The 25,095-nt window shown below is 74.6% G+C and carries 22 protein-coding genes and 1 pseudogene; 5 read left to right on the top strand and 18 right to left on the bottom strand.

Annotated features, from left to right (window positions below; genetic code table 11):
* The 10 genes from UW392_RS51830 to UW392_RS51785 form a co-directional block, all read right to left on the bottom strand.
* On the bottom strand, positions 1 to 553 hold a 553-nt coding region (locus tag UW392_RS51830), incomplete at its 3' end, for a hypothetical protein (protein ID WP_320782411.1).
* A gap of 124 nt (positions 554 to 677) precedes the next feature.
* The gene (locus UW392_RS51825) at positions 678 to 1,844 is read right to left on the bottom strand and encodes a beta-ketoacyl synthase N-terminal-like domain-containing protein (RefSeq protein ID WP_320782410.1); all 1,167 of its coding nucleotides are present in this window, start codon (positions 1,842 to 1,844) and stop codon (positions 678 to 680) included.
* Positions 1,841 to 2,974: a 4'-phosphopantetheinyl transferase superfamily protein gene (locus UW392_RS51820; protein WP_320782409.1), complete on the bottom strand. Its 1,134-nt coding sequence runs from the start codon at positions 2,972 to 2,974 to the stop codon at positions 1,841 to 1,843. The genes UW392_RS51825 and UW392_RS51820 overlap by 4 nt, the downstream gene beginning before the upstream one ends.
* 23 nt (positions 2,975 to 2,997) lie before the next feature.
* Complete coding sequence (locus tag UW392_RS51815) at positions 2,998 to 3,543, bottom strand: AAA family ATPase (protein ID WP_320782408.1); 546 nt, start codon at positions 3,541 to 3,543, stop codon at positions 2,998 to 3,000.
* Positions 3,540 to 4,622, bottom strand: coding sequence for a glycosyltransferase family 2 protein (locus UW392_RS51810; RefSeq protein WP_320782407.1), 1,083 nt, complete (start codon positions 4,620 to 4,622; stop codon positions 3,540 to 3,542). The genes UW392_RS51815 and UW392_RS51810 overlap by 4 nt, the downstream gene beginning before the upstream one ends.
* Positions 4,623 to 4,642: 20 nt before the next feature.
* On the bottom strand, positions 4,643 to 5,656 hold the full coding sequence (locus tag UW392_RS51805) for a methyltransferase (RefSeq protein ID WP_320782406.1): 1,014 nt from the start codon (positions 5,654 to 5,656) through the stop codon (positions 4,643 to 4,645).
* Positions 5,653 to 5,961 (bottom strand): acyl carrier protein, encoded by a 309-nt coding sequence (locus UW392_RS51800; RefSeq protein ID WP_320782405.1) that lies wholly within the window; start codon positions 5,959 to 5,961, stop codon positions 5,653 to 5,655. Before UW392_RS51800 ends, UW392_RS51805 begins: the two co-directional genes overlap by 4 nt.
* 52 nt (positions 5,962 to 6,013) lie before the next feature.
* Positions 6,014 to 7,066 carry a hypothetical protein gene (locus tag UW392_RS51795; RefSeq protein WP_320782404.1) on the bottom strand — a complete coding sequence of 351 codons (1,053 nt, stop codon included), beginning with the start codon at positions 7,064 to 7,066 and terminating at the stop codon, positions 6,014 to 6,016.
* A complete protein-coding gene (locus UW392_RS51790) occupies positions 7,063 to 8,754 on the bottom strand; it encodes a GMC family oxidoreductase (RefSeq protein WP_320782403.1) in 1,692 nt (563 codons plus the stop codon). Before UW392_RS51790 ends, UW392_RS51795 begins: the two co-directional genes overlap by 4 nt.
* Positions 8,747 to 9,331: a hypothetical protein gene (locus UW392_RS51785; protein ID WP_320782402.1), complete on the bottom strand. Its 585-nt coding sequence runs from the start codon at positions 9,329 to 9,331 to the stop codon at positions 8,747 to 8,749. The genes UW392_RS51790 and UW392_RS51785 overlap by 8 nt, the downstream gene beginning before the upstream one ends.
* An 84-nt stretch (positions 9,332 to 9,415) precedes the next feature.
* On the opposite strand from UW392_RS51785, the gene UW392_RS51780 reads away from it, so the two are divergent.
* Entirely contained in the window at positions 9,416 to 10,318 is a 903-nt protein-coding gene (locus UW392_RS51780; RefSeq protein WP_320782401.1) for a hypothetical protein, read from the top strand.
* A 47-nt stretch (positions 10,319 to 10,365) separates the two neighbouring features.
* On the opposite strand, the gene UW392_RS51775 is transcribed toward UW392_RS51780, so the two are convergent.
* From UW392_RS51775 to UW392_RS51745, 7 genes are all read right to left on the bottom strand, one after another.
* Entirely contained in the window at positions 10,366 to 11,382 is a 1,017-nt protein-coding gene (locus UW392_RS51775; protein ID WP_320782400.1) for a Gfo/Idh/MocA family oxidoreductase, read from the bottom strand.
* Between the two features lie 74 nt (positions 11,383 to 11,456).
* Positions 11,457 to 12,272 (bottom strand): inositol monophosphatase family protein, encoded by an 816-nt coding sequence (locus tag UW392_RS51770; RefSeq protein ID WP_320782399.1) that lies wholly within the window; start codon positions 12,270 to 12,272, stop codon positions 11,457 to 11,459.
* Positions 12,269 to 13,681, bottom strand: coding sequence for an aspartate aminotransferase family protein (locus UW392_RS51765; RefSeq protein WP_320782398.1), 1,413 nt, complete (start codon positions 13,679 to 13,681; stop codon positions 12,269 to 12,271). Before UW392_RS51765 ends, UW392_RS51770 begins: the two co-directional genes overlap by 4 nt.
* Complete coding sequence (locus UW392_RS51760) at positions 13,678 to 14,922, bottom strand: aspartate aminotransferase family protein (RefSeq protein ID WP_320782397.1); 1,245 nt, start codon at positions 14,920 to 14,922, stop codon at positions 13,678 to 13,680. The genes UW392_RS51765 and UW392_RS51760 overlap by 4 nt, the downstream gene beginning before the upstream one ends.
* A gap of 123 nt (positions 14,923 to 15,045) precedes the next feature.
* Positions 15,046 to 15,690: a bifunctional 4-hydroxy-2-oxoglutarate aldolase/2-dehydro-3-deoxy-phosphogluconate aldolase gene (locus tag UW392_RS51755; RefSeq protein WP_320782412.1), complete on the bottom strand. Its 645-nt coding sequence runs from the start codon at positions 15,688 to 15,690 to the stop codon at positions 15,046 to 15,048.
* 5 nt (positions 15,691 to 15,695) lie between these two features.
* The gene (locus UW392_RS51750) at positions 15,696 to 16,445 is read right to left on the bottom strand and encodes a class I SAM-dependent methyltransferase (protein WP_320782396.1); all 750 of its coding nucleotides are present in this window, start codon (positions 16,443 to 16,445) and stop codon (positions 15,696 to 15,698) included.
* A 211-nt stretch (positions 16,446 to 16,656) separates the two neighbouring features.
* Positions 16,657 to 18,744 carry a PhoX family protein gene (locus tag UW392_RS51745; protein WP_414497550.1) on the bottom strand — a complete coding sequence of 696 codons (2,088 nt, stop codon included), beginning with the start codon at positions 18,742 to 18,744 and terminating at the stop codon, positions 16,657 to 16,659.
* A gap of 431 nt (positions 18,745 to 19,175) precedes the next feature.
* Between UW392_RS51745 and UW392_RS51740 the strand changes: the two genes are divergently transcribed.
* The 4 genes and pseudogenes from UW392_RS51740 to UW392_RS51725 form a co-directional block, all read left to right on the top strand.
* Positions 19,176 to 20,024: an ABC transporter substrate-binding protein gene (locus UW392_RS51740; RefSeq protein ID WP_320782394.1), complete on the top strand. Its 849-nt coding sequence runs from the start codon at positions 19,176 to 19,178 to the stop codon at positions 20,022 to 20,024.
* Positions 20,021 to 20,854, top strand: a complete 834-nt coding sequence (locus UW392_RS51735; protein ID WP_320782393.1) for an amino acid ABC transporter permease — start codon at positions 20,021 to 20,023, stop codon at positions 20,852 to 20,854. Before UW392_RS51740 ends, UW392_RS51735 begins: the two co-directional genes overlap by 4 nt.
* On the top strand, positions 20,851 to 21,624 hold the full coding sequence (locus UW392_RS51730) for an amino acid ABC transporter ATP-binding protein (protein ID WP_320782392.1): 774 nt from the start codon (positions 20,851 to 20,853) through the stop codon (positions 21,622 to 21,624). Before UW392_RS51735 ends, UW392_RS51730 begins: the two co-directional genes overlap by 4 nt.
* A 223-nt stretch (positions 21,625 to 21,847) precedes the next feature.
* Positions 21,848 to 22,759: pseudogene (locus UW392_RS51725) on the top strand (NACHT domain-containing protein); the annotation flags it as partial.
* A 1,972-nt stretch (positions 22,760 to 24,731) separates the two neighbouring features.
* Here the strand turns inward: UW392_RS51725 and UW392_RS51720 are convergent.
* On the bottom strand, positions 24,732 to 25,095 hold a 364-nt coding region (locus UW392_RS51720), incomplete at its 5' end, for a DUF475 domain-containing protein (RefSeq protein ID WP_320782391.1).

Raw genomic sequence — 25,095 nt, 5'->3', positions numbered from 1 at the left:
CGGCGGCCACGGGGTCCGCGGGCGGCGGCCAGTGCGCGGCGGCGACGAGGACCTGCCCGAGGCGGCCGGACGCGATCAGCGAGGCGGCGTAGCCCAGCGCGTCGACGCCCGCGGCGGGCCCGGTCAGGGTGACGGCGGTGCCCTCCAGGCGGAGGTCGATGCAGAGCAGCCCCGTCAGCGAGTGCGCCGAGTAGTGCAGGAAGCACTCCGGTGCGAGCCAGCGCGGGCCGTGCCGGTCCAGGACCTCGGCGATGTACGCGGAGGTGGCGTCCGTGGCGTGGTGGAAGGCGGTGACGCAGCCCAGCGGACGGGCGTCGCCGATCTCCGACGCGGCCAGTGCGTCCCGTACCGTGGCGAGGAGTTCGGGACCCAGCGTGTCGCGCACGGCGAGCGGCATCCGGGGCACGTCGGCGGCGTGCCGGGGCACCGCGGGGAGTTCCCTGGCGGCCCGGCGTACGGAGGCCCCGGCGATCCGCACGGTGCCGGCCCCGGCGGTCGCGGCTCCCGCGTCCTCGGACGGCGCGGTCTCAGGTGGCGCGGTCTCAGCCGGCACGGTTTCAGGTGGCGCGGTCGCAGGTGGCGCGGTCTCAGCCGGCACGGTTTCAGGCGGCGCGGTCTCAGCAGGCACGGACTCAGGCGGCACGGACTCAGGCGGCACGGAATCAGCCGGCGCGGACTCAGGTGGCACGGTCGAACACCACCGCCACGTTGCTGCCGCCGAGGCCGCAGGAGAGGGTGAGCGCCGTTCTCGGCGGGTGGGACGGGGGAGCGCCGCCCAGGTCGAGGTGGGCCCAGCGCGGGTCGCGGTCGGCCAGGCCGAGGGTGGGCAGCACCCGGCCGCGCAGCAGGGTCAGTACGGTCACGATCGCCTCCACGGTGCCCGCGGCGCCCTGGCAGTGGCCGAGCGCCGCCTTGCTGCTGACCACGGGGACCCGCGGCAGCCGCGCGCCCAGCACCTCATGCAGCGCGCCCAGTTCGGCCACGTCGCCGTGGCGGGTGCCGGCGGCGTGGGCGTTGACGTACTCGATCTCCTCCGGTGCGGTGCCGGCGTCCGCCAGGGCCCGCCGTACCGCCGAGGCGATGCCCTCGACGTCCGGCCGGGCGGCCTGGCTCGCCGCGTTGCTGCCGCCCCAGCCGCGCAGCCGGACGAGCGGCGCCCGCGCTCTCCGCTCCAGGACGACGGCGGCGGCGCACTCCGAGATCCGGATGCCCGAGCGGCGCGCGGCGAACGGGCGACAGCCGCCGGGGCTGAGCGTGCGCAGCGAGGCCAGGCCGTGGAACGCCGTCTCGGTGACGGTGTCGGCGCCGCACACCACCGCCCGGTCGGCGATCCCGGCGCGCAGCAGGTCCGCGCCGACGCCCAGCGCGGTGGCGCCCGCCGCGCTGGCGTTGCCGACCCGCACCACGGGCCACTCCGGTCCGGGCGGCGCGTACGGAGTCCAGGACGCCCCCGCCGGCCCGCGCCCCTCGTGCCAGGCGCGCCACGCGGCCCCGGACGGGAAGCCGCCGCCGTCGGTGGTCCCCAGCACCAGCACCGTGCGGGTGCCGCCGCCCCCGGCGCCTTCGCCGCCGCGCGTCCCGGCGTCGGCCACGGCGTCCGCGACCGCACGGTGCACCAGGTACGGCAGCCGCTGCGGATGTCCGGGCGGCGGCGCCCCGGGCTCCGTCGCCTCCTCGGGCACCAGGCCGACCCGGTGGGCGCCGGTGCGGGAGGCGTCGAAGTGCGCCACGGTGCGGAAGGCCACGTCCCCCTCCGCGCAGGCCCGCCACAGCGCGTCGACGCCCGCGCCGCCGGGGGAGAGCACGCCGAGTCCGGTGACCGCGACCGGGTCCGCCGCGCTCACCGGGTCGCGCCGGGCGGGCGGCCGTGCGCGGACAGGTGGCGGACCAGGGCGTCCACCGAGTCGGCGAGGTCCCACAGTTCGCCGTCCGCGATCCGTTCGACGCCGCACTCCCGTTCCAGTGCCGCCAGCACCGCCACGATGTCCAGGGAGTCGACGCCGAGGTCCGCGAACGGTTCCTCTCTGCCGATGCCGTGGGCCACGCCGCCGCCGACCCGTTCGGCCAGCCGCGTCCGGACCAGTTCCTCCAGCGCGGCGGACCGGGCCGCCGCGCCGTCCTCGGTGTGTTCCATGCCATGTCCCCTCGTCGGTGCCCCGGCAGGCGCGGGTGCGGTGGTGGCCGGGCCCGCGCGCGGGTGGGCGGGCGGTCCGTCGGCGGTGGTCAGGATCGTGCGGGGGTGGACGCGGACGGCCGTGTGGTCCCGGGTGGTGACGGCCGCGACGCAGCCGGGGGCGCGGGCCGGTGCGCCGCGCACCCACCAGCCCGCCAGGTCGGCGGGTCCGGCGACGGTGACCCGGCCCCGGTCGTCGAACCGCGCGCCCACCCGGGCGAGAGCCGCTCCCAGCGCGGTGCCGGTGGCCTTCGCGTACGACTCGGCCGCTGTCCAGGCCGCGAGTACGGCGGCGCGCCGCACCGGAACGGGCAGCCGGGCGAGGCGCGGGCGCTCCCCGGGGCCGAACAGCCGGGGTGCCAGCCGTTCCACCCGCGCGGCCCGCCGCGCCGTCTCCACGTCGACGCCGAGCGGGCCGGTCCGGTCGCCGACCGCCACCGCGACCAGGACGCCCGCGTGCGCGACCGACAGGGCCCACCGGGCGCCGCCCGTCCCGGCCAGCCGTACCGGGCCGTGGTCCGCCGCTCCGCAGCCGGGGCAGCGGGCGGTGAGCGGGACGTCCGCCGGGGGCACGCCCAGCCGGCCCGCCAGCACCGAGCGCAGCAGCCCGCGGGCCACGACGAACCGGTCGGCGGCGTCGCCGTCCCGGGTTGCCGCGGCCCGCTCCCGTTCGACGGGGCCGAGCAGCCCGGCACAGTGGCGGACCGCCCCGCACGTCACCAGCGTCTGGTGCACGTCGGCGGTCCCGCGTGTCCGGTGCGCGTCGGCGGTGACACGTGTGCGGTGTGCTTCGGCCGTCACGCGTGTGCGGTGTGTTTCGGCCGTCACGGCAGCGCGCTCTCGGCGAGGCGCTCCAGGATCTCCCCGGCCGTCTCCTCCGCCTTCTGGCCGGCGGTGTCCAGCCACAGGCCGACGCGCGCGGTGTCCCGGCGGAACACGGCGTCCAGCTCGGCCGCCCCCCAGCCCGCCCCGTCGTACGCCTGCCGGGCGCGGCCCGCGTCCCGCCCGAGGACCGTCTCCGGCGGCGGGGCGAGCACCACGACATGACAGGGCCGGACACCGTCCAGGAGCCGGACGAACCCCTCCAGGCGCGCGCCGAGCAGGTTGTCCTCGGCGATCACCGTGAAGCCCTCGGCGTGGTACGAGCGGGTCAGCGCCGCCAGGTGCCGCAGCCGCAGCCCGTACTGGCGCAGCGCCTCCGCCGACGGGTCCGGCGTCATCTCCGCGCGGCCCGTGACCACCATGCGGCGCAGTACGTCCCCCTCGATCAGGACCGCGGGCTCGAACCGGCGGGCCAGCAGCGCCCCCACCGTGGACTTGCCGCTGCCGGGGATGCCGGTCACCACCAGCACCCGGGGCCCGCCGCTCACCGGGCGGCACCCGCCGCGCCTGATGTGTCCGCCGCGCCCGCCGCGTCCGGTGCGGAACCGGCGTGGTCGCCGCCGTGGTGGACGGACCAGTCCAGCGCCGGTCCGCGCCGGGTCAGCGCCTCCACCAGCAGCCGGTTGCCGACCGGTTCGACCTTCTGGAAGACCCGCTTGACCACCTTGGTGCCCGTCGGCCCCAGGGAGTCGGGCAGATACCGTTTGAGCTGCTCGAACAGCAGCCACTGCCGGCCCTTGCGGTTCTTGGCGACCCGCTCGACGTACGAGGGCCGGATGCCGTGCTTGGCGGCGAAGTGCCGCAGCGTCTCGGCCGTCCACGCGTCGCTCCAGCGCAGCATGAAGTACGGCAGGTCGTCGCGGGCGAACGGCGGCGGCATCCGGTACGTGATCACCGACGCCGGTTCGAACCACACGGTGCCGCCCGCGTCCAGCACCCGTCGGCTGAAGTCGAGGTGCTCACGGGTGGTCAGCAGCCCCTCGTCCATGCCGCCGACCCGGTCGATGACCGAGCGGCGCACCAGTGCGCAGTGGAACTCGATGATGTCGCACCGCCCCCGGCGCAGCTCCTCCTCGGGTACCTCCGAGAGGGGTTTCATGTAGTACCGCTGTGTCTGGGTGAACTCCCGGGTGCCCCACACACCGGAGAACTCCATGTCGCCGCCCGCCATGTGCACGGTCTGCTCGTCGAGCGGGCCGTGCAGGTAGAGCGGGCCGACCATCGCGGCCTCCTCCTCGTCGGCGCACGCGAGGAGCGGAGGCAGCCAACCGGGCGTGTACTCCACGTCGTTGTCGAGGAAGACGACGTACTCGCCGCGCGCGTAGCGCAGTCCGATGTTCCGGGCGCAGTTCGGCGAGACGTACTTGTTGACGCGCACCGCGGTGAAGCCGTGGCGGTCGCTGAGCGCCCGCAGCCGCGCCCACCGGTCCTTGGGCGAGTTCACGTCGACGTACACGACGTGACAGGGCACGTCGGTGTGGGCGTAGAAGCTTTCGAGGGACTCCTCCGCCCAGGAGAAGCGCTCGCGGCTGGTGATGACGGCGGTGACGCGGGGCGGGCTGGCCATGGGGGTCTCCGGGGGTCCGTTCAGGCGGGGCGGGCGGTGAGCAGGGCGTAGTGGCCGTAGCCGGGGGTGACCGAGCAGTCGGTGAACCCGGCCGCGTCGATCAGCGCGGCGAGTTCGGGAAGGGTGCGCAGCCGGCCGCCGGTCATCACCGCGAGGGCGAGCGAGTACCCGGTGACGGCCGGGGAGCGGCGGGCCGCGTCGTCGGGCAGCACCTGGTGCACGAGGAGCCGGCCGTCGGGGGCGAGGGCGGCGCGGGCCCGGTCCAGCAGGACGCGGCAGCGGAGGTCGTCCCAGTCGCCGAGCACGTCCGCGAAGAGCACCCGGTCCTGGCCGTCCGGCCACGGCTCGGCGAACATGTCGCCGGTCCGCAGCCGGACCCGCCCGTCCAGCCCGGCCCGCGAGATGAGCAGGTCCGCCTCCCGGGCGACCACCGGCAGGTCCAGGACGGTCGCCCGCAGCCGTGGATGGCGCCGGGCGAGGGCCACGGCGAAGGTGCCGACGCCGCCGCCGGCCTCCAGCAGCGTGGCGCAGCCCGTCAGGTCCAGCCGCTCGGCCAGGGCCGCGGCGGGTCCGGTGGAGTGCGCGTGCATGGCCCGCGCGAACCGCTCGCCGTGCCGGGGCGACCGCTCGTGGGTCTCCCAGATGCCCCGGCCCCGGTACCCCTGCGGGACACCGGTCGTGACCAGATCCCGTACGGCGGCGCAGCGTTCGTCCCAGCCGAGGGCGAGCATGGGCCCCCAGTAGTCGCCCGCGCCGGGCAGCAGGAAGGCGCGGGTCTCCTCGGTCGGGTGGTACCGGCCGCCGTGCACGGCCAGGTGGCCGAGGGCGGCGAGGTGTTCGAGCAGCACCGAGGTGCCGGCCCGGTCCCACCCCCGGGACGCGGCGAGACCGGCCGGGTCGTCCGGGGTGTCGGCGAGCGCGGCGAACACCCCGAGGCGGTCGGCGGCGGCCACCGCGGGCAGCCGGTACTGGGACATGAACACGTCCATGAGCAGCCGGTCGTCGGGGCCCGACCGGAGGGCCGGTGCGGTCACCTCGCCTCCGCCGCGCCCTCGGCGACGCCCGCGGCGAGGACGTCGAGCAGTTCGCCGACCGTGCGGTAGCGCTGCGGGTCGATGTCGTCGTTGTCGAAGGTCACCTCGTGCCGCTGCTCGAAGTGGGTGAAGACGTAGGCGAGGGTGAGGGAGTCGAGACCGAGGCGGCTCATGAGGTCGTCCTCGGTGAGGCCGTGCGCGACCTCGGAGGGTGTCTCGCACTGCTCGACGAGGACCGTGCGCATCTCGTCGAGGACGGCCGCGCGGTGCGTGGACGCCGGGCCGTCGGTGGGGTTGGCGGTCATGGTGGCCTCTCTTCCGTGGTTTCCGTCTTCCGCGTCGGCGGGACACGGCGGCTCAGGCGAAGGACAGGTCCGGCAGCGGTCTGCCCTGGCCGAAGCACCACTCGGCCTCGCCGCGCAGGCGCCGCACCAGCCGGGTGCCGTCGCCGCGGGCCCGGGGCGGCGGCGTCCCGGTGTGCCGTGCCGTCGCCCGCAGCAGGTCCTCCAGGGCGTCGGCGAGGACGGCGATCTCCTCGTGGGCCATCGCGTAGACGCCCTCGGAGCGGAACCGGTGCAGTCCGAGCAGCAGCAGCCCGAGCTTCTGCGCGCGGGCCGCCGCCGTCAGGGCCGCCCGCGAGACATCGGCGGTACGCGGGTCCCCGGCGAGGGCGTGGCCCAGCAGGAACAGCTGCGGCTGCACGTCCCCGAGGACCCACACGTCCATCCCCCGGGCCAGCGGCAGCGGCAGCCGCGCCCCCGACCACACCGTGCCGTGGAACGCGCGCAGTTCGGCGACGTCCTGCGCGAGCTGTAGCAGGGACGGGGGCAGCACGGCGGCGGCCACCTCCTCCGGGTGCCGGGTGTCCGGCGGCGCGGTCCGCTCCACCACCGCGTACCGGGTGCACGCCGCGCGCAGCCCGTCGGTGACCGGCAGCACCCGGCGGTGGCCGTCCTCGGCGGGCGCGTCGGTGTCCAGCAGGTGCAGGCCCCGCGCGTCGAGCCGGTGGGCCAGCACCATGTGGTGGTGGTAGTGCTCCGCGCCCTCGTGGTCGTCGCCCGGCCAGTGGTGGCCGTCCGGCATGAGGATCACCGGTGTGCCGCCGCCGACCAGCGCGGCGATGTCCGGCCAGTGCCGCCCGCCGGTACCGATCGGGGTCAGCCGCCAGCGCACCGCGCAGGCCGGGAAGTCGCTCATCGGCCCGTACCAGATGCCGCGCCGCACCAGGTCCAGCGGCACGGCGAGACCGCGTGCCACGGCGTCCGCGGAGTACGCGTGGTGCATGAGGACCGCCTCCACCGACCGCAGGAAGCACCCCAGTCCGTCGAGGCCGATGTTCTTCCAGCCCAGCGCGGCGGCCGGGTCGAAGCGGTAGGGCCGGGCGCCCCCGGCGGCGGCCGTGCCGCTCATGTGGTCCTCCGGGTGTTGCGCAGCACCGTGGCCACGATGGTCAGCGTCGGGTTGTGTCCGCCGGAGGTGGGGAAGAGGCCGCCGTCGGCGACGAACACGTTGTCCATCGCGTGCATCCGGCCCACCCCGTCGGTGACCCCGGCGGCCGGGTCGTGGCTCATCCTGAGGCCGCCCAGGGTGTGGAAGTTGCCGGGCACGGTGCCCGGTTCGCGGGGGAAGGCCGTGGAACGGGTCTCCGGCACCGCGGCGACCGCGTCGGCACCGGCCGCCCGCAGCAGGGCGGCGAGGCGGGGCAGCCAGAACCGCTGCGCCACCAGCTCGTGCCGGTGCGGCGTCCACGAAATCCGGGGCACCGGCACGCCCAGCCGGTCCCGGACGGCCGGGTCGAGCGTGACGCGGTTCTCCCGCTGCGAGACGTCCTCCCCGTGCATCTGCACGCCGAGCAGCCGGTCCCGCAGCGGGCTCTCGCGCATCAGCCGGGCGAACGCCGGGCCGTACGGCGACTTCGCCAGCCGAGGCAGCAGCCGCCGGTAGACGTGCCCCTCCCGCACCCGTCCCGGCTGCCCGCCGCCCAGCTCCACCACACCGCCGCGCAGGTACGGCAGTCCCGCCGCGCGGGCCGCCTCCCGGGCGCCCGCACGGTCCGGGTCGGCGAAGTCGTCCAGGGCGTGGGTGATGTTCCGGCCCCGGTCGCCGCGCACCCGCTCGCCGAGGAACAGGCCGTAGGCGACCGAGTACCAGTGGAACATCAGGTGGCGGCCCAGCAGCCCCGACGGGTCGGGCAGTCCGGACAGTGCCGCCAGCCGGCAGCTCTCCACCGCCGAGCCCGCCAGCACCACCCGGTCGGCGGGCAGTTCGCTCCGCCGGCCCTCGGCGTCGGCGTACACCACGCCCCGCGCCCGGCGCCCGGCGTGCCGTACCTCCACGGCCGTGCACAGCGGACGGACCTCCGCGCCGGCCAGCACCGCGCGCCGCAACGCCGTCAGGGCGCTGCCGCGCGCGCCGTCCGGGCAGCCGTAGCCGCAGCACGTGCCGCAGTCGGTGCAGGCCGGACGGCCGTCGTACGGGCGGGAGTTGGCGGCCATGGGCATCGGGTAGGGCGTGAGGCCCAGGTCACGGGCGGCGTCGGCGACCCGCACCGACGAGGACTGGTCCCGCCCCGGGGGCATCGGGAAGTCCCGGGTGCGCGGCGCCCGGCGCAGGGTCAGCGCGGGCAGCGCGGCGCGGTCGCCCTGCACGCCGAGGAGTGTCTCCGCCTCGTCGTAGTACGGGGCGATCTCCGCGTAGTCGAACGGCCAGTCCACGACGTCGGCGTCCGGCAGCGGCCCCAGTACGCCGCGCTTGGAGAAGTCGAGGTCCCACAGCCGGGGCGTCTTGGCGTCCCAGTGCACCGAGCCGCCGCCGACCGCCGCCGGCAGCGCGTTGACGAACCCGGTGACGGGCCGCCCGGGGAACGCCCGGTCCTCGTAGACGCGGGGCTCCGCGAGCGGGTCGGGGTACTCGAAGCCGCGTACCGGGCCCTTGATCTCGTCCGGTGAGAACACGTGGCGGGGGGCCGGGGCGCGCAGGTCGTCGAAGTGGCTGGGGCCGCGCTCCAGGACGGTGACGTCCCAGCCGGCCTCGGCGAGCAGCATCGCGGCCGTCGACCCGCCCGGCCCGCTGCCCACGACCACCGCGCGCTCAGCCACCGTAGCCCCCCGTGGTGGCCAGCAGCCGGGCCGCCTCGGTGAAGTGCCGGGCGAGCAGGGCGACGGGGTCGGGCCCCGGCCCCTCGTACGGCGTCACGGGGGCGCGCCGGGACGGCCCGGTGCCCCGGAGCGCGGGCGCGGGGAGCGGTGCGGGGCCCGCCGGAGCGGGCCGGCCCCGGTAGACGGGGTCGCCGTAGGTGCCCTCCACCGCGTGGTCGAAGAGCAGGTCCCGGAAGTCGGCCCCCACGGCGTCCAGGGCCCGGTGCCGGGCAGCGGGCGGGGCGCCGGCGAAGCAGCCGCCCGCGCGCCGGTCCAGCCGCCCCGCCCCCGCGCGGTAGACGCGGCCCAGTTCCGCCACCCTGCGGCGCCAGCCCGTCCGCTGCGCGGGGGTCAGCGGCAGGAAGGAGCCGTCGGGGCGGCCGGAGGCGTAGACGAGCGGGGGTTCGACGGCGAACGCGCCCAGCAGCCGGTCCGCGTACCGCACGGCGTCCGCCTCCTCCGACCCGGGGACGAGCAGCGCCATCGCCGCACGGACGGTGTCCGCCTCGCGGGGCGTGAGAAACAGCCAATGCGGCAACTCGTCACTGTAAGAAGGGTTTTGGGGGTATTCATGGTCTTCGTCATGTCTGTTCATGTCCGTCCTTCCGCCGAGGAGACCCGCATGACCCAGTCCGCGAGCGCCGGCGTCGACCGCGCACACGACGTGTTCGCCCTCACCCGGCGGCTGCTGGCCACCGAGACACCCCGCTTCACCGGGGAGCACGGGGTGGAGGTGCACACCCTGGTCTCCGCCGACCACGTCCCGCTGTACCTGTTCGCCGCCAAGTCGCTGGCGCGCTGCTGGCCCGAGGTGACGCCCGTCGTCCACGACGACGGCACGCTCGGACCGCGCGACACCGCCCGGCTGCGCCGCCACGTCCCCGGCGTCCGGGTCATCGGCCGGGCCGAGGCCGATGAGCGCGTGGAGGCCCTGCTCGGTGACCGCCCCACGCTCGCGGCGGTGCGCCGGAACAACGTCCGCGTCCTCCAGCTCGTCGACTACTTCCTGCTCAGCGAGGCGCCGTCGGTCGTCGGCATGGACAGCGACGTGGTGTTCCTGTCCCGTCCGCACACCCTCGTCGAGTGGGCCGGGACCGCTTCCGGCGAGCGGCCCGACTTCTGCTACTCGCCCGAGTTCGGCTGGGAGCCGCAGGGAGTGCACTGGATCGCCGACCGGCTGCCGGGCACCCCGTACGTGCCGTACATGTGCTGCGGCTTCACCGCCGTCGACACCGCGCGCTTCTTCGACGCCGACTTCCTGGAGCACACCCTCGCGTCGCTGCCCCGGGAGATCAGCTTCGCGCCGCGCTACGTGACCCAGATGGCGTACTCGCTGCTCGGCGGGCGGCTGGGCGCGGAGCGGACCCGTGATCTGGGCGAGCCGTACCGCTCGGGTCGCCTCGCCTGGCTGCCCGCCGTCGAGGACCGCGTGATCTGCCACTACTTCGCCTCCCACGAACGCGCCACGGCCCACGACAACCTGGCCGAGGAGGCCCCGCTGCTGGCCCGCGCGCTGACCGGCTGAGCCCCGGGGACGCGGGCCGCCTGACGGACCGGGGTGCCGGAGCGCGTTCACACCGGCACCTCCCGGCCGTCCGCGTCCGCCGAGCGGTACGCCGCCTCCACGATCCGCGCGGTGTCGACGATCTCCCGGGCCGGGTCGGCCCACCGGCCGGGGTCGGCGAGGACCCGCCGGAAGTCCTCGTACATGGGCGTGAACCACTCCAGGTGGCTCTGGTCCTTGCTGGGCGACACCAGGGAGCGCCGCCACTCGCCGCGCGCCGCGCGGCCGGTCACCCGCGCGTCGTCCACCCGGACCGACCCGGCCGGGCCGTGCACCGCGTAGTGGTTGGAGCGTTCGCCGCTGGTCCAGCTCAGCTCGATGTCGCAAGTCCCGGCGCCGAAGCGCAGCCGCAGCCGGGCCGCCTCGTCCACCGCCGACCGCTCCCCGCCGGCCCGGGACACCGTGCACGACACCCGCTCCGGGGCCCGGCCGAACAGCCGCAGCGCCATGTAGACGCAGTGCGTCCCGTGGTCCAGCAGGATGCCGCCGCCCGCCAGTTCGGGGGAGCGGCGCCAGTCCGGCGCGTACCCCGGCACACCGCGCGCGTGACGGTCGCGCAGGATACGGAAGGTCGCCGACTCCGGCGGCCCGAGCCCCGTCGCGCCGGGGCCGGGGGCGACCGCCTCGCTCAGTACCCGCATCAGCGGCGACGTCCCGTAGTTGTGGGCGGGGAACAGCAACCGTCCGTGGCGCCGGGCGAGTTCCGTCAGGTCACGTGCCTCGGCGGCGTGCGCCGCCACCGGTTTCTCACAGATCACGTGCAGGCCCGCCGCCAGCGCGGCGCGGGTGAGCGGCGCGTGGAAGGCCGGGGGAGCGCACACGTCGACCACGTCCACCGCCGGGCCCGCCCCCGGCGCCAGGACCTCCGCCAGCGTGGCCGCCACCCGGCCGCCCGGCAGCAGCTCGGCGGCGCGCGCCCGGCGGTCGGGCGACGGGTCGACGACGGCCACCACCTCCGCGTCCGGCAGGGACGCGTAACCGCCGAGCCGGACACCGCCCGCGGTGCCGAAACCTACGACGGCCACCCCGACCGGGACCCCACGCCCGACCGGGACCCCGCGCCCGACCGCTACCGCCGCCCGGTGCGCGCCGGCCCGGCTCATGCCGGCCCTCCCGGTGCCACCGGCGGACGGTCGCCCCCGGCCGCGACGAGCGGCCCGTGGACGGCCGGCGAGGCCGCCACGACATGCCCGTGCCGGGGCGTGAACGCCTCCCCGCCCCAGCCCGTGACCACCCCGCCCGCCTCCTCGACGAGCAGCGCGCCCGGCACGGTGTCCCACACCCCCACGCCGAACTCCAGATAGCCGTCGTACGACCCCGAGGCGACCCGGCACAGACCGGTGGAGGCGCTGCCCGGTTCCCGGATCTCGAAGCCCGCGCCGAGCAGCCGGTCGGCGACCGACCGCTGCCGCTCGCGCACCACCCCGTCCGTGCCGAAGCCGGTGCCCGCCAGCGGCCTGCCCGGCGGAGCCGCGGCGACCCGCAGCGGCATCCCGTCGCGGGACGCGCCCGCACCGGCCACCGCCCGGAACTCCGTGCCGTACTCGGGCAGCCGGATCACCGCCAGCCGGGTGCGGCCCGCCACGACCAGGGCCACGGCCACCGCGTAGTCGGGCAGGCCGCGCAGGTAGTTGGTGGTGCCGTCGAGCGGGTCGACGATCCAGGTCGGCCGGCCGTCCCCGGCGTCGACGGGCGCCGACTCCTCGGAGACGATGCCGAAGCCGGGCGTACGCGCGCGCAGCACGGCCAGCGCCCGCCGTTCGGCCGCCAGGTCGGCGTCGCTGACCGGCGCGTCGCCCGCCTTGGTCCGCACCTCGCGGCGGGTGCCGCGGCGGCTCAGCAGCTCGTCGGCGGCCTCCGCCGCGGCCAGCGCGGCGGCCGCGGTGAGCGTGTCGGTGTCGGGGAGCGCGGTCACCGCACACCCCCGAAGCCGATCAGCGTCTCGCGGATGATGTCCACGGCCGTCCCGGCGGTGTCCCGGTCGACGTTGAGCGGCGGGTACAGCCGCAGCGTGTTGCCGCCCAGCATGACCAGGACGCCCGCGTCGAGCAGCTCCAGATACACGCGCTGGACGACGCTCCGGGGCGCGGGCTCGCGGGTGTGCCGGTCCGCCACCAGCTCGATGCCGAGGGCGAGCCCCAGCCCCCGTACGTCCCCCACCAGCGGCGCCAGCTCGGTCAGGTCGGCCAGCTGGTCGAGCATCTCCCGGCCCCGCTGGGCGGCGTTGTCGACGAGCTTGTCCGTCATGATGACCCCGGTGGTCACCGCCACCGCCCGGCAGGCCGCCGGGAACGCCCCGAAACTGGACGAGCTGGCGCTGGGCTCGGAGAACGGCGCCGCCGCCATGGTCCCGGCCCCGGCGACGACGCCCGTCACCGGGAATCCGCCGCCCATGCCCTTGCCCACCGCCAGCACATCGGGCCGGACCGCCTCGTGCTGGTGGGCGAAGGCCGCGCCGGTGCGGCCGAAGCCGGTCATCATCTCGTCGGCGATCAGCAGCGCGTCGAACTCCCGGGCCACCTCCCCGAGCGCCGTGAGGTACCCCGGCGGCGGCACCACGTTCCCGGACCGGCCCTGCACGGGTTCCACCACGATCGCGGCCAGCGCCCCCGTGGAGTTCTCCTTGATCACGTCCCGGGCGTGCTCCACACAGGCGAACCCGCACGACTCGGGGCGCAGCCGGAACGGGCAGCGGTAGCAGTTGGCGTACGGCGCCGAGAAGTAGCCCGGCGGGAGCGGGCCGAGGCCCGCGCGGGCACCGGCGGTCAGCGCCAGCGAACCCATCGTCTTGCCGTGGAAACCGCCCCAGAAGGACAGGAACTCGTGCTTGCCGGTGACGGACTTCGCCAGCCGCAGCGCCGCCTCCACGGCCTCCGTGCCACCGCTGTAGAGCTGGACGCGGTCCAGGCCCTCGGGCAGGAACGCGCGCAGCGCCCGGGTCATGTCCAGCCGGGCTGCCGAGCCGAAGGCACCCGCGGGGGCCCGGCGCAGCTCCGCGGCGAGCGCCGCGGTGAAGCGGGGTTCGGCGTGGCCGAGGGAGTTCACCCCGCCCGCGCCCTGGAGGTCCAGGACCCGGTTGCCGTCGATGTCCGTCAGCTCCGCGCCGTCCGCCTCGGCCACGCACAGCCGCGCCAGCAGCATCACCGCCTGGAGACCCGGGCCGATCACCTGCTGCTCCTCGGCCCAGTGGGCCTCGCTCCGGGTGCGCGGCCGCAGCATGCCCAGGCCGTGCGCCGCCCGCCGGGTGCCGGAACCCTCCGCCGCTCCGGCACCCCGCTGTCCGGCACTTCGCCGTCCGTCCACCCGTTCCGTGGCTTCGGTCATGTGCCACCGTCCTTCCTGTGCGGGAGCCGTCCGTCCGCGGCGAGCGCCTCGAACCCGCGCCGCGCCGCGCCGACCGCCCGGTCGATGTCGTCGTCGGTGGTGGCCGCCGCGATGAACCAGTGGTGGTTGGGGTGGAGGAAGACACCCTCGCGGATCGTCGCCGCGTAGAAGGACCGCTTGGCCCGCTGATCGGAGTCGGCGTCCCCGAAGCGGAAGTCGAGGAACGGCATCGGCGGGTGTCCGACGACGTCGACCGGTGCGCCGAACTCCGCCGTCAGCGACCGCAGTCCGTCCTGCAGCCGCTCGCCCATCCGCCAGATCCGCTTCAGGTGGTCACCGGAGCGCAGTTTGCGGACGGTGGCCAGTGCCGCCGCCATCGCGTCCCCGTTGGCGTAGTAGGTGGAGGAGATGTGCACCTTCTCCAGGGTGCGCAGCACGTCGGCGCGGCCGGTCAGCGCCGAGATGGCGTAGCCGTTCGCGAACGCCTTGCTGAGGGTCACCAGGTCGGCGGTGACGCCGTAGTACTCCTGCGCGCCGCCCAGGGCGAGGCGGAAGCCGGAGCGGATCTCGTCGAACACCAGCAGCGTGCCGTGGTCCCGGGTCAGTTCCCGCACACCCTCCAGGAAGCCGGGCGCGGGCCGCTCGACCATGAACGGCATCATCACCAGACAGGCGATCTGTCCGGGGTGGCGGTCGAACACCGCACGGAGCGATTCGAGGTCGTTGTACGTGAACGTGTCGACCAGCGCCCGGCTGACCGCCGGGATGCCGCGGTCCCACTGGGCGCACCAGTCGTGCCACCCGTTGTACCCCCAGCGCACCACCCGGTCCCGGCCGGTGAAGGCCCGGGACAGGCGGACGGCCGCGCCCGTGGCGTCCGAGCCGGTCTTGAGCAGCATCCCCATCTCTGCGCCCGGCACGAACTCCAGCAGTTCGGCGATGAGTTCGCTCTGTACGGGTTTCATCAGCCCGACGGCGAAGCCCCGCCGGATCTCGCGGACCACCGCCTCGTCCACGTCGGGGTCGGCGTGGCCGAGGACGACCGTGCCGTAGGACAGGAAGAAGTCCAGGTACTCGTTGCCGTCCACGTCCCAGAAGCGGGCCCCGTGGGCCCGTTCGGCGAAGACCGGGTAGTGGCCCTCGATCATCTGGTCGGCGGCGATCACCTTCTTTCGCTTGGCTGCCAGAGCGTCGATCCGCTCGGCCCTGCGGTCGAGTGCGAAGGAGCGGTCCAGTCCCAACGGTGTGCCTTTCGTCGTGGCGAACGGCGGGGCGGGGCGGGGCGGGTGGAGAGGAGACGACGGGGGTGGGTGGGGAGGAGACGACGAGGGCGGATGAGGATGAGGAGGAGACGGCGGGGGCCGTCAGGTGCGGACGGAGCGGACACACGTCAGGAGAGCGTCCGCGCGGTGCCGTACGCCGCTGAGGTCCCCGCCGTGCAGGGCGTCGCCGACGAGCGGCCGCCCGAGGGCGACGGCGTGCGCGCCCGCGGCGAACCAGTCGGTGAGGCCGTCGGCGGTGACACCGCCGGTCGGGACGAGCGGGATGTCCCCGAACGCCATGGTCAGCGAGGCCAGATAGGCCGGGCCGCCCAGCCGGGCGGGGAACAGTTTGACCAGCGCCGCGCCGAGCCGCCACGCCTCCATCACCTCCGTGGTGGTGAACGCGCCGCACACCACGGGCACGCCCAGCGCCCGTGCCTCGTCGAGGACGTCGGGCAGGACCCCGGGGGTGAGGAGGTAGTGCGCCCCGGCGTCCACGGCGCGCCGCGCGGTCTCCCGGTCCCGGACGGTCCCGGCGCCCACCAGCGCGGCGCCGGTGGCCACGCTGCGGCGGACGGCGTCGAGGGCGCCGGGCGAGGTCAGGGTGATCTCCACGGCCCGGATGCCGGACCTGCCGAGTTCCTCGGTCACGGCCGGCACGGCGGGGGAGTCGGGTTCGGTGAGCATGGCGATGAGCGGTGTGCGCGCCACCTCGGCGGCGAGCTCCGTGGGCCGGTCCCCGGCCATGGCCGTCACCGCTTCTCCAGGACGATGATCTGGCGCCGGGTGCGCCGCGCGACCGGACGGTCGGGGTCGGGCAGCGCCCGCAACTCGGCGATCAGGGGCACCACCTGCTTGTCGTAGACGCTGTCGTCCACGGCCCACAGGTGGAAGAGCATGCGCTGTTCGAGTCCGGAGGCGATCAGCTCCGGACTGTGTTCGTGGGTGGCCGCCTCCAGTTCGCCGACCTCGACGGCGGTGAACCCCACCGACTCGGCGAGCGGGACGATCCGTTCGGCCCGGTCGTCGGCCTCCGCCGTGCGGGACTGGATCTCCTCCATGATCCGGCTCACCGGGTGGTCGTCGAAGAGGATCATGCCGGGCACGACCACGTAGCGGCCGCCCGGCTCCAGTACCCGGTGCACCTCGCGCAGCCCGGCCCGCAGGTCGCCCACGACGTGGGTCACCCAGACGCTGTAGACCTGTGTGAACGTGCCGTCGGGGAAGGGCAGCGCGGTCAGCGAGGCGGCGGCGACGGTCCGGCCGACCCGCTCGACGGCCTTGGTGAGCATCGAGTGCGACAGGTCGATGCCGACCACCGAGTGACCGAGTTCGGTGAGGGCGAGGGCGACCACGCCGGTGCCCGTGCCCGCGTCGAGGAGCAGCGGTCCCTTCGTGGTGCGTGCGGCGATCGCCGGCGCGATCCTCCGGCCGCGCGCCTCGCCGCCCCGCGTCCGGTCGTAGAAATCGGCCGCGGGAGAGAAATTGACAGACGATTGCACGGTCACCCACTCACTGGTCGTGACGCACGAAAGGAAACTCAGCGAAAAAAAGAAAGCAAGAGAGAAAACGTGGGTGCGATATGCGGGGTATTAAGAATTTTCGGTGTCTGAGAACTTTCGATGTCTGGAGACTTATGGTGTCTGTGGACTTGTTGTACGTGGAATCGGTGTCTGTGGAATCGGTGTCTGTGGACTCGGTGTTCGGACGTGCTCAGGAAAGGAGGACGGGGCCGCCGTCGGTGCGGCGGACCGCGACGACGGAGGCGCGGGGCTGTGCGGAACCGCCGTCCGGCCAGTGCGACGCCGGCTGGGACGGGCCGGCCCCCGGCACCTCGCCGGGGTGCTGGACCGAGACCAGGACGAACTCCTCCCCGATCACAGGACCGCAGCACTCGGCACCCGTGGGCACCGTGAGGAACCGCCGCACCAGCCCCCGCTCGGGACCGCTGAGCGGGACCATGTACAGCCCGTCGTTGCGGCCGCCCCGGCCGCCGGCGTCGGTGGCGATCCACAGGTTGCCGTGCGCGTCGAAGGCCAGGTTGTCCGGGCAGGAGACCGCGCTGACCAGGCTCTTGTCGATGCCCGCGTAGTACGTCCCCGGTTCCTCGGGGTCGCCGCAGACCAGCAGCAGCCGCCAGCCGAACCGTCCGGCGGCCGGGTCGTCGCCGCGTTCGCACAGCTCCAGTACGTGCCCGTCGCGGTTGGCGGACCGCGGGTTGGCCTTGTCGGGCGCGGGCCGGCCGGAGACGCCGCGCTGGTCGTTGTTGGTCAGGCAGGCGTACACGCGCCCGGTCACGGGGTGCGGCTGCACGTCCTCGGGCCGGTCCATGGGGGTGGCGCCCGCGCGGTCGGCCGCGATCCGCGTGAAGACGTACACCTCGTCGGCGCTCATACCGGCGACGAAACTCCGGTCGCCGTGCGCGAGGGGCAGCCACCGGCCCGTGCCGTCGAAGGCCCCGTCGGCGGCAGCCGAGCCGTCGCGGGCCTCCTCGTCCGGGGCGTCGCCGTCGAACCGGGCGACGTAGAGCGTGCCGGAGTCCAGCAGCCGCTTGTTGTGCGCGCGGTCGGCGGGTGTGCCGCCCGGCCGGACGCGGCCGTCCGACACGAACTTGTAGAGGTACTCGAAGCGTTCGTCGTCCCCCATGTACGCCACGACCCGGCCGTCCGGGGCCACCGTGACGTTGGCGCCCTCGTGCTTGAAGCGGCCGAGCGCCGTGTGCTTCACCGGCACCGAGTCCGGCTCCAGCGGATCGACCTCGACGATCCAGCCGAACCGGTGCGCCTCGTGGGGCTCGCGGGCCAGGTCGAAGCGGCTGTCGTGCCGCTCCCAGCCGCGCAGGGAGGGGCCTTCCGGGAAGCCGTAGCGCCTTAGCCCCTCCCGGACCCCCGGGCCGGTCGCCCGCTCGGCGTGGGCGAAGGGCATGTGCACGTTCTCCTCGCCCGAGAGCACCGTGCCCCACGGGGTGGTGCCGCCCGAGCAGTTGGCCATCGTGCCGAGGACGCGGGTGCCGGAGGGGTCGGCGGAGGTGCGCAGCAGCGGCGATCCGGCGGCGGGTCCGCGCACCTCGAAGGGGGTGAGCAGGGTGATGCGACGGTTCCACCGCCCGTCCACCACCGTGGTCAGCCGGCCGTCCCGGGCCCGCCGCACCAGCGTCACCGACAGGCCGTACGCCGACCAGGCCGTCCGCACGTGGGACCGCGTCGGCGCCTTCGGGTCCCAGTCGGGGAACATCAGCGGCTCGGTGGCGTACTCGTGGTTGGAGACCATGAGCCACCGGTCGGTGCCGCGCAGCGGGACGAGGGCGCAGTAGTCGTTGTTCACCCCGAACTGGCCGGCCTGGGCGGCCTCGCTCTGCCGGTCGTAGTCGAAGGGCGGGGCGCCCGGCAGGACCGGATCGCCCCAGCTGATGAGCACGTCGTGGGTGAAGCCCTCGGGGACGGTCACCCGGTCCCCGGCGTCGGACGGCACCGGCTCGAACGCCGCCGCCCTGACTCCTTCTTGCGAACGATCACGCACCCCCGGAGCCAAACGATCACGCACCCCCGGAGCCACCAGCGCCAGCGCCCCGCCGCCGAGCAGGGCCCGGCGCGAGAGCGTGTCGCGCAGCAATTCCCCGAACGAGGTATTTCCCGAGGTGTTCGGCGCGTCCTGGGCACAGGCGTTCCCGCATTTGAAGGTGCAGGTGTCCGGGGAAAGCCGGTTTCCATGGCCGTCGGCCAGGAGAGGGAGGTGCCGGGATGACACGCCGAATGGTCCTTCCTGTGGAGCTCTGTGCAGCCTTTCGCCGCCAGTATGCATGAGGGCCAACTGGGCGACAATCACGCTTTTGAAGCGTCCCGGCGCGGAATGCCGGCGCGCACGGCGCGTGAAATTCCCGGCAGGCGCGCGAAGGAGGAAACGAGGGGCCGCGCGCCGGTGACCGTCCGCGGCCGGCCGGAGGAGCCCCGCGCGGTGCCCGAGATGCGCCGCGGCGGTACGGGCCGCGTCACGAGGTGACCCGTCGATCGCGTCGGGCTTCCGTTACGCCCGACGCGGACCTTGGGCACGGGCCCCGCGAATCCTCCGGCACGACCACCCGCGTGAGTGACCCTTTCGTACTCGCTAGCCCATCACCCCGTCCGGGGCCGGCAGCTGACCAGGAGGAACTCTCGATCTTCGTTGGGGAACCTCAAAGAAAACCTTATGATCAGACTTAACCGTCTCTCAGTTCCTCAACAGGAAGGCCACCCGTGACCACGCTCCCCGGGCGCCTCACCCGTGTCTTCGCCGCCGCCACCGCGACGGCGGGACTCCTGCTCGTGTCCGCCTGTACGTCCACCGACGACGGAGGCGGCTCGAAGACCACGACCGGCGGGGTGAGCCTGGTCAAGAGCGGCCGGCTCACCACCTGCACGCACCTGCCGTACCCGCCGTTCCAGTCGGAGATCGACGGCAAGGTGCAGGGCTTCGACGTCGCGCTGATCGACCTCGTCGCCGAGGAACTCGGCGTGAAGCAGGAGATCCTCGACACCCCGTTCGAGAACTTCAAGACCGGAGCCTTCCTCAACTCCGGCGAGTGCGACCTCGCCGCCGCCGGCATGACCATCACCGACGAGCGCAAGAAGAACCTCGACTTCTCCGTCCCCTACTTCGACGCCACCCAGGCCGTGCTGACGGACAAGAAGGCCGGCATCACCTCCCTCGCCGACATCAAGTCCAAGAAGATCAAGCTCGGCGCGCAGGCCCAGACCACCGGCGAGGAGTACGTCAAGAACGAGGGGTTCGACCCGGTCTCCTTCGAGTCCTCCGACGCGGTCCTCAACGGACTGCGCACCGGCCAGGTCAAGGCCGTCGTCATCGACTACCCCGTAGTCCAGGGCTGGCTGAAGGACAAGGCCACCGCCGCCGCCTACGCCGTCGCTGACAACCTGGACACCGGCGAGCAGTACGGCTTCGCCGTCAAGAAGGGCAACAGCGCGCTCACCGAGGCCGTCGACAAGGCGATCACGGACGCCAAGGCCGACGGCACGTACCAGAAGATCTACGAGCAGTGGATCGGCCCGTACGACGCCTCCGCCGCCTCCCCGTCCGCCTCATGACCGAGTCCGCGACGGATATCGCGCCCCGCCGCAAGGGACTCAGCAGACGCCGCCGGCGCAGCCTGTCGCGGGGCGCCCAGTACGTCGTCTTCGCCGGCGTCGTCGTGGCCTTCGCGCTCGCCGCGGACTGGGGGCGGCTGCGCAACCAGTTCGCGCAGGCCGACATCGCCGGCGACATGTTCCCCGACGTCATCACCCTGGCGCTGAAGAACACCGTCCTCTACACCGTGACCGGCTTCGTGGTCGGTCTCGCCCTCGGCATCGTCATCGCGCTGATGCGGCTGTCGTCGGTCGGCCCCTACCGGTGGCTGGCCGGCCTCTACATCGAGGTCTTCCGCGGCCTGCCCGCCCTGCTGATCTTCATCTTCATCGGGGTCGCCATCCCTCTGGCCTTCCCCGGCACGGAGATCGTCGGCGGCACCTACGGCAAGGTCGCCCTCGCCCTCGGCCTCGTCGCGGCGGCGTACATGGCCGAGACGATCAGGGCGGGCATCCAGGCCGTCCCCAAGGGACAGCTGGAGGCCGCGCGTTCACTGGGCTTCTCGCCCGCCCGCGCCATGGTCTCGATCATCATCCCGCAGGCGTTCCGGATCATCCTGCCGCCGCTCACCAACGAACTGGTCCTGCTGTTCAAGGACTCCTCCCTCGTACTCTTCCTCGGCGTCACCCTGGAGGAGCGCGAACTGTCCAAGTACGGCCGCGACCTGGCCAGCACGACCGCCAACTCCACCCCGATCCTCGTCGCCGGCCTGTGCTACCTGCTGGTCACGGTCCCGCTCGGCTTCGTCGTGCGCCGCATGGAGGCGAAGGCCCAGGAGGCCGTGAAATGAGCCGACCCGAGATCCGCGTCCAGGACCTGCACAAGTCCTTCGGCGACAACGAGGTGCTGCGCGGCATCGACCTGGAGATCGGCCAGGGCGAGGTCGTCTGCGTCATCGGCCCGTCCGGCTCGGGCAAGTCCACCCTGCTGCGCTGCGTGAACCTCCTGGAGGAACCCACCCGCGGGAAGGTGTACGTCGGCGGCACCGAACTCACCGACCCGGACGTCGACATCGACGCCGCCCGCCGCCGCATCGGCATGGTCTTCCAGCAGTTCAACCTCTTCCCGCACCTGACGGTGACCGAGAACCTGACGCTCCCCCAGCGCCGCGTGCTGCGCCGGGACAAGGCCGAGGCGGGCCGGGTCGCCGCCGACAACCTGAAGCGGGTCGGCCTGGCCGAGAAGGCGCACGCCTACCCGGCGTCGCTCTCCGGCGGCCAGCAGCAGCGCGTCGCCATCGCCCGCGCGCTCTCCATGGGCCCCACCGTCATGCTGTTCGACGAGCCGACCTCGGCGCTCGACCCGGAACTGGTCGGCGATGTCCTCGCGGTGATGCGGTCGCTCGCCCGCGAGGGCATGACCATGATGGTGGTGACCCACGAGATGTCCTTCGCCCGCGAGGTCGCCGACCGGGTGATCTTCATGGACGGTGGCGTCGTCGTCGAGGACGGCACTCCCGACCAGGTCATCGGCGCCCCGCTCCACGACCGGACCCGCCGTTTCCTCGCCCGCCTCCTCGACCCCGCGACGGCGGAACTGGACGCGGGCCCCGGAGACTGACGGCGACGCCCCGGACCACGGGTACGGATGGCCCGTACACGCACAGCCGTCCGCCACGGCGCCCCCGGAGCGTTCCGCTGCGGCCCGCTCCCCGAGCGCTTCCGCGCGCTCCCTCACACGTGTCTCGAACTGACACGTCCAGGCACACCGTCTGCGAACGGCCCGTTACAACGGGAGGTTCGACACAGCGGCACGGCACGGGAGCCGTCCGCGAGGGGGACGTATGCGTGCGGGACGGGGCGGTGTCCGGCTGCGGCGGCGGCTGGGGTTCGCCGTGTGCGGGGCGTCGCTGGCGGCACTGGCGGGCTCGTTGCGGTTCTGGTGGGACGACACGGCCACCGCCGGGGTGCTGGTGTCGGCGGTCGGCGCCTTCGTGTCGGTCGCCGCGCTCGTGGCCGACCTCGTCCGCGACGACGAGGAGACGACCGGCCGCTCCGGAGCCGACGCACGGCGCCGGGCGGCCGACGCACTCGCCGACGCCGTGCGGGAACAGTGGGCGGCGGAGGCCCGCCTGCGCCGCCTCCAGGACCCGGCACCGCTCGACGTGAAGTGGGCGCCCGCGGACCGGAGCCTGGCCGACCACCCCGAGAACATCCACCGGGTACGGTCACTGCCCGCGCCCCGCGACAGCCGCACCGAGGACACCACCGCGCCGTTCCCGGAGCTGCCCGGCCGACGGCTGGTGGTACTGGGCGGCCCGGGGTCCGGGAAGAGTGTCCTCGCCCTGCGGTTCGTCCTCGGCCGGCTCGCCGAGCGGCAGCCCGGCGGCCCGGTTCCGGTGATCTTCCCGCTGGCGGGCTGGGACCCGCTCCGCTCCGGCCTGCGCGACTGGCTCGCCACCCGGCTCGCCACCGACTACCGGCCGCTGGCGGCCCCCGCCGACGAACGGCGCAGCCTCGCCAGCGCCCTGCTCGACACGGGTCTCGTCCTGCCGGTCCTCGACGGCTTCGACGAACTGCCGCGCCCCGCCCACGGCGCGGCCGTCCGCCGCGTCAACGCCGAACTCGACGCCGACCTGCCGCTGCTGCTCACCAGCCGCCGGGAAGCGTGGGAGACGGCGGTCACCGAGGGCGACGTGCTCACCGCCGCCGAGGTGGTGGAACTGCTGCCGCTGTCCCTCGACCGCGCCGCCGCCCACCTGGAGCGCACGGCACGGCCGCTGCGCCGCGCCGACGGCACGACCGGCACCGTGTGGACACCGGTCCTGGCCCGGCTCCGGCACTCACCGCACCTGCCCGCGGCCCGGGTCCTCGGCAGCCCCCTGATGGTGGCACTGGCGCGCGCCGTCTACGGCGACACCTCCCGCGACCCCTCCGAACTGCTCGACCCGGAGCGCTTCGCGACCACGGAAGCCGTCGAGGAACACCTGCTGGAGGTTTTCGTACCCGCGGCCTTCGCGGACACCGGACCGCAGCCCGCGGCCACCGCCACCCGCCGGCTCGAAACCCTGGCCCGCGCGTCACGATGCCGCCCCGGCGGACGGCTGGCCTGGTGGGAACTGGAGTCCATGCTGCCCCGCCCGCTGGCGCTGTACGCACCCGGACTGCTGGCCATGGCCGTACTCTCCCTCCTGGTGCTGCCCGTCACGGCGGTCCGTACGGCGAACGACCTCGCCGGCGTCGAGGACCTCGTGTCGGCCGTCGCGGCCGTCACCGGGCAGACCCTCGGATTCGCCCTCGGGGCACACTGCCTGCTGCCGCCGGACGGCACCCGCCCGGACCGCCGCTTCCACGGCAGACAGGCCCTGATCACCATCGGCGCGAGCGCGCTGCTGTGGGCCGGCTACGCCTGGGCCGACGACCTCCGGCTCGGATTCCGCTTCGGCGGGACGACCGACGGATGGGTGCCCGACCTCCTCGGCGGCTGCCTGTTCTCGCTCCTGTTCACCCTGTTCTTCGGCATCGCGGGACTGCCGCGGCGGCCGGAGCCGCTCAGCCTGCCGTGGAGCGGCGCCGCCGGGCGCGCGCTGGCCCGGGGCTGCGGAGCGGCCCTGCTCCTCGGCGGCGCGACAGCGACGGGACTGGTGGCGGCCGGCCGGTCCGGCAGCCCGTGGACCGCGCTGGTCGGCACCACCTGCGCGGCCGCCGGAGCCGCCCTGCTCGCGGGCGCGACCCGCCGGGCCGGACGGGACAGCCCGCACCCGGTACGGGCCGCCCGGATCTCCCGGCGCTTCGCCGCCGGCACCGCCCGGGGAACCGCGGTCGCCCTGCTGATCGGCGTCGCCGCCTGCACCGCCGCCGGACTGTCCGCGGCGGCGGTCACCACCCTCAAAACGGCCTCCGCGGCCGACCTCGCCGGACGGCAGATCGACGGCTGGCGCTTCGCGGAACGACCCGGCCTGCGCACGGCGGTCACCGTGCGGCCCCGCCGGGGCACGCTGCTCCTGCCCGGTGACGGCGCGCTCCCGGTGGCCTATCCCGAGGCGGTCCGGCCGACGGACTGCACCCTGCCGCTGCGGCCCCGCCGCAGATGCGTCGCCTTCACCTCGCTGCGCACGGAGTTCGAGTCACGCGAGGGCGCCGTGACCGTCCGGCTCAGCCTGTCCGCCCGCCCACCGGTGACGGCCACGGGCGAGGCGAGCCGGAACACCCGCACGACGGTGGCCTACGCCGGCAACCTCCGCTCGGCCCTGCCCGCACCGGCACGCGGCTGGCTCGCCCAGGGCCCGGTCAGCGGCGTCCTGCACCGCGTGCTGCCGCCGCTGGTGGCCGCCGGGGTACTGATCGGAGTGGTCGGCGGCTGCGTGTGCGGCGTGTACCGCGCCCTGAGCGAGCCCTCCGACGTGATGCGGGCGGTGGGGCCCGCCTCCTCGCTGCGCACGGACCGGACGGCGTCGATCACGCGCGGCGGGGCCGTCGCCCTGCTGGTGGCGCTCGTCTGCGTACCGGTGTCGGTGGTGCGCGGCGACTTCGACGGCCTGGTGCACGTCAGCACCCAGCTCTGGCTGCCGCTCGGCACCGCCGCGCTCTCCCTGTCCGCGTGGGGCCGCTACACGGTGGCCAGGATCTGGCTCGCGGCGACGGGCCGGCTGCCGTGGCGGCTGATGGCCTTCCTCGAAGACGCCCACCGGCGCGGTGTGCTGCGGCAGAGCGGGGCGAGTTTCGAGTTCAGACACCTGCGGCTCCGCTCCCATCTGGCGGGGGACCCGGCCGCGCCGCCCCCACCGGCGGACGCGACGCGGCGAGCGCCCTGTTGCGCCGTACCGAGGACCAGAAGGAGGCGGCGATCAGCACGACGCCGATGAGGCCGGTGATGATCTCGTTGATCTCGTACTGGATGGTGATGAGCAGCAGTGCCGCGAGGGCGCCGATGGCGTAGTGGGCGCCGTGCTCCAGGTAGACGTAGTCGTCGAGGGTGCCCTGGCGGACCAGGTAGACGGTGAGCGAACGGACGTACATGGCGCCGATGCCGAGTCCCAGCGCCATCAGCACGATGTCGTTGGTGATGGCGAAGGCGCCGATCACGCCGTCG

Source organism: Streptomyces sp. CRN 30, from assembly GCF_034105845.1.
This window is presented reverse-complemented; position numbering and strand designations above follow the sequence as displayed.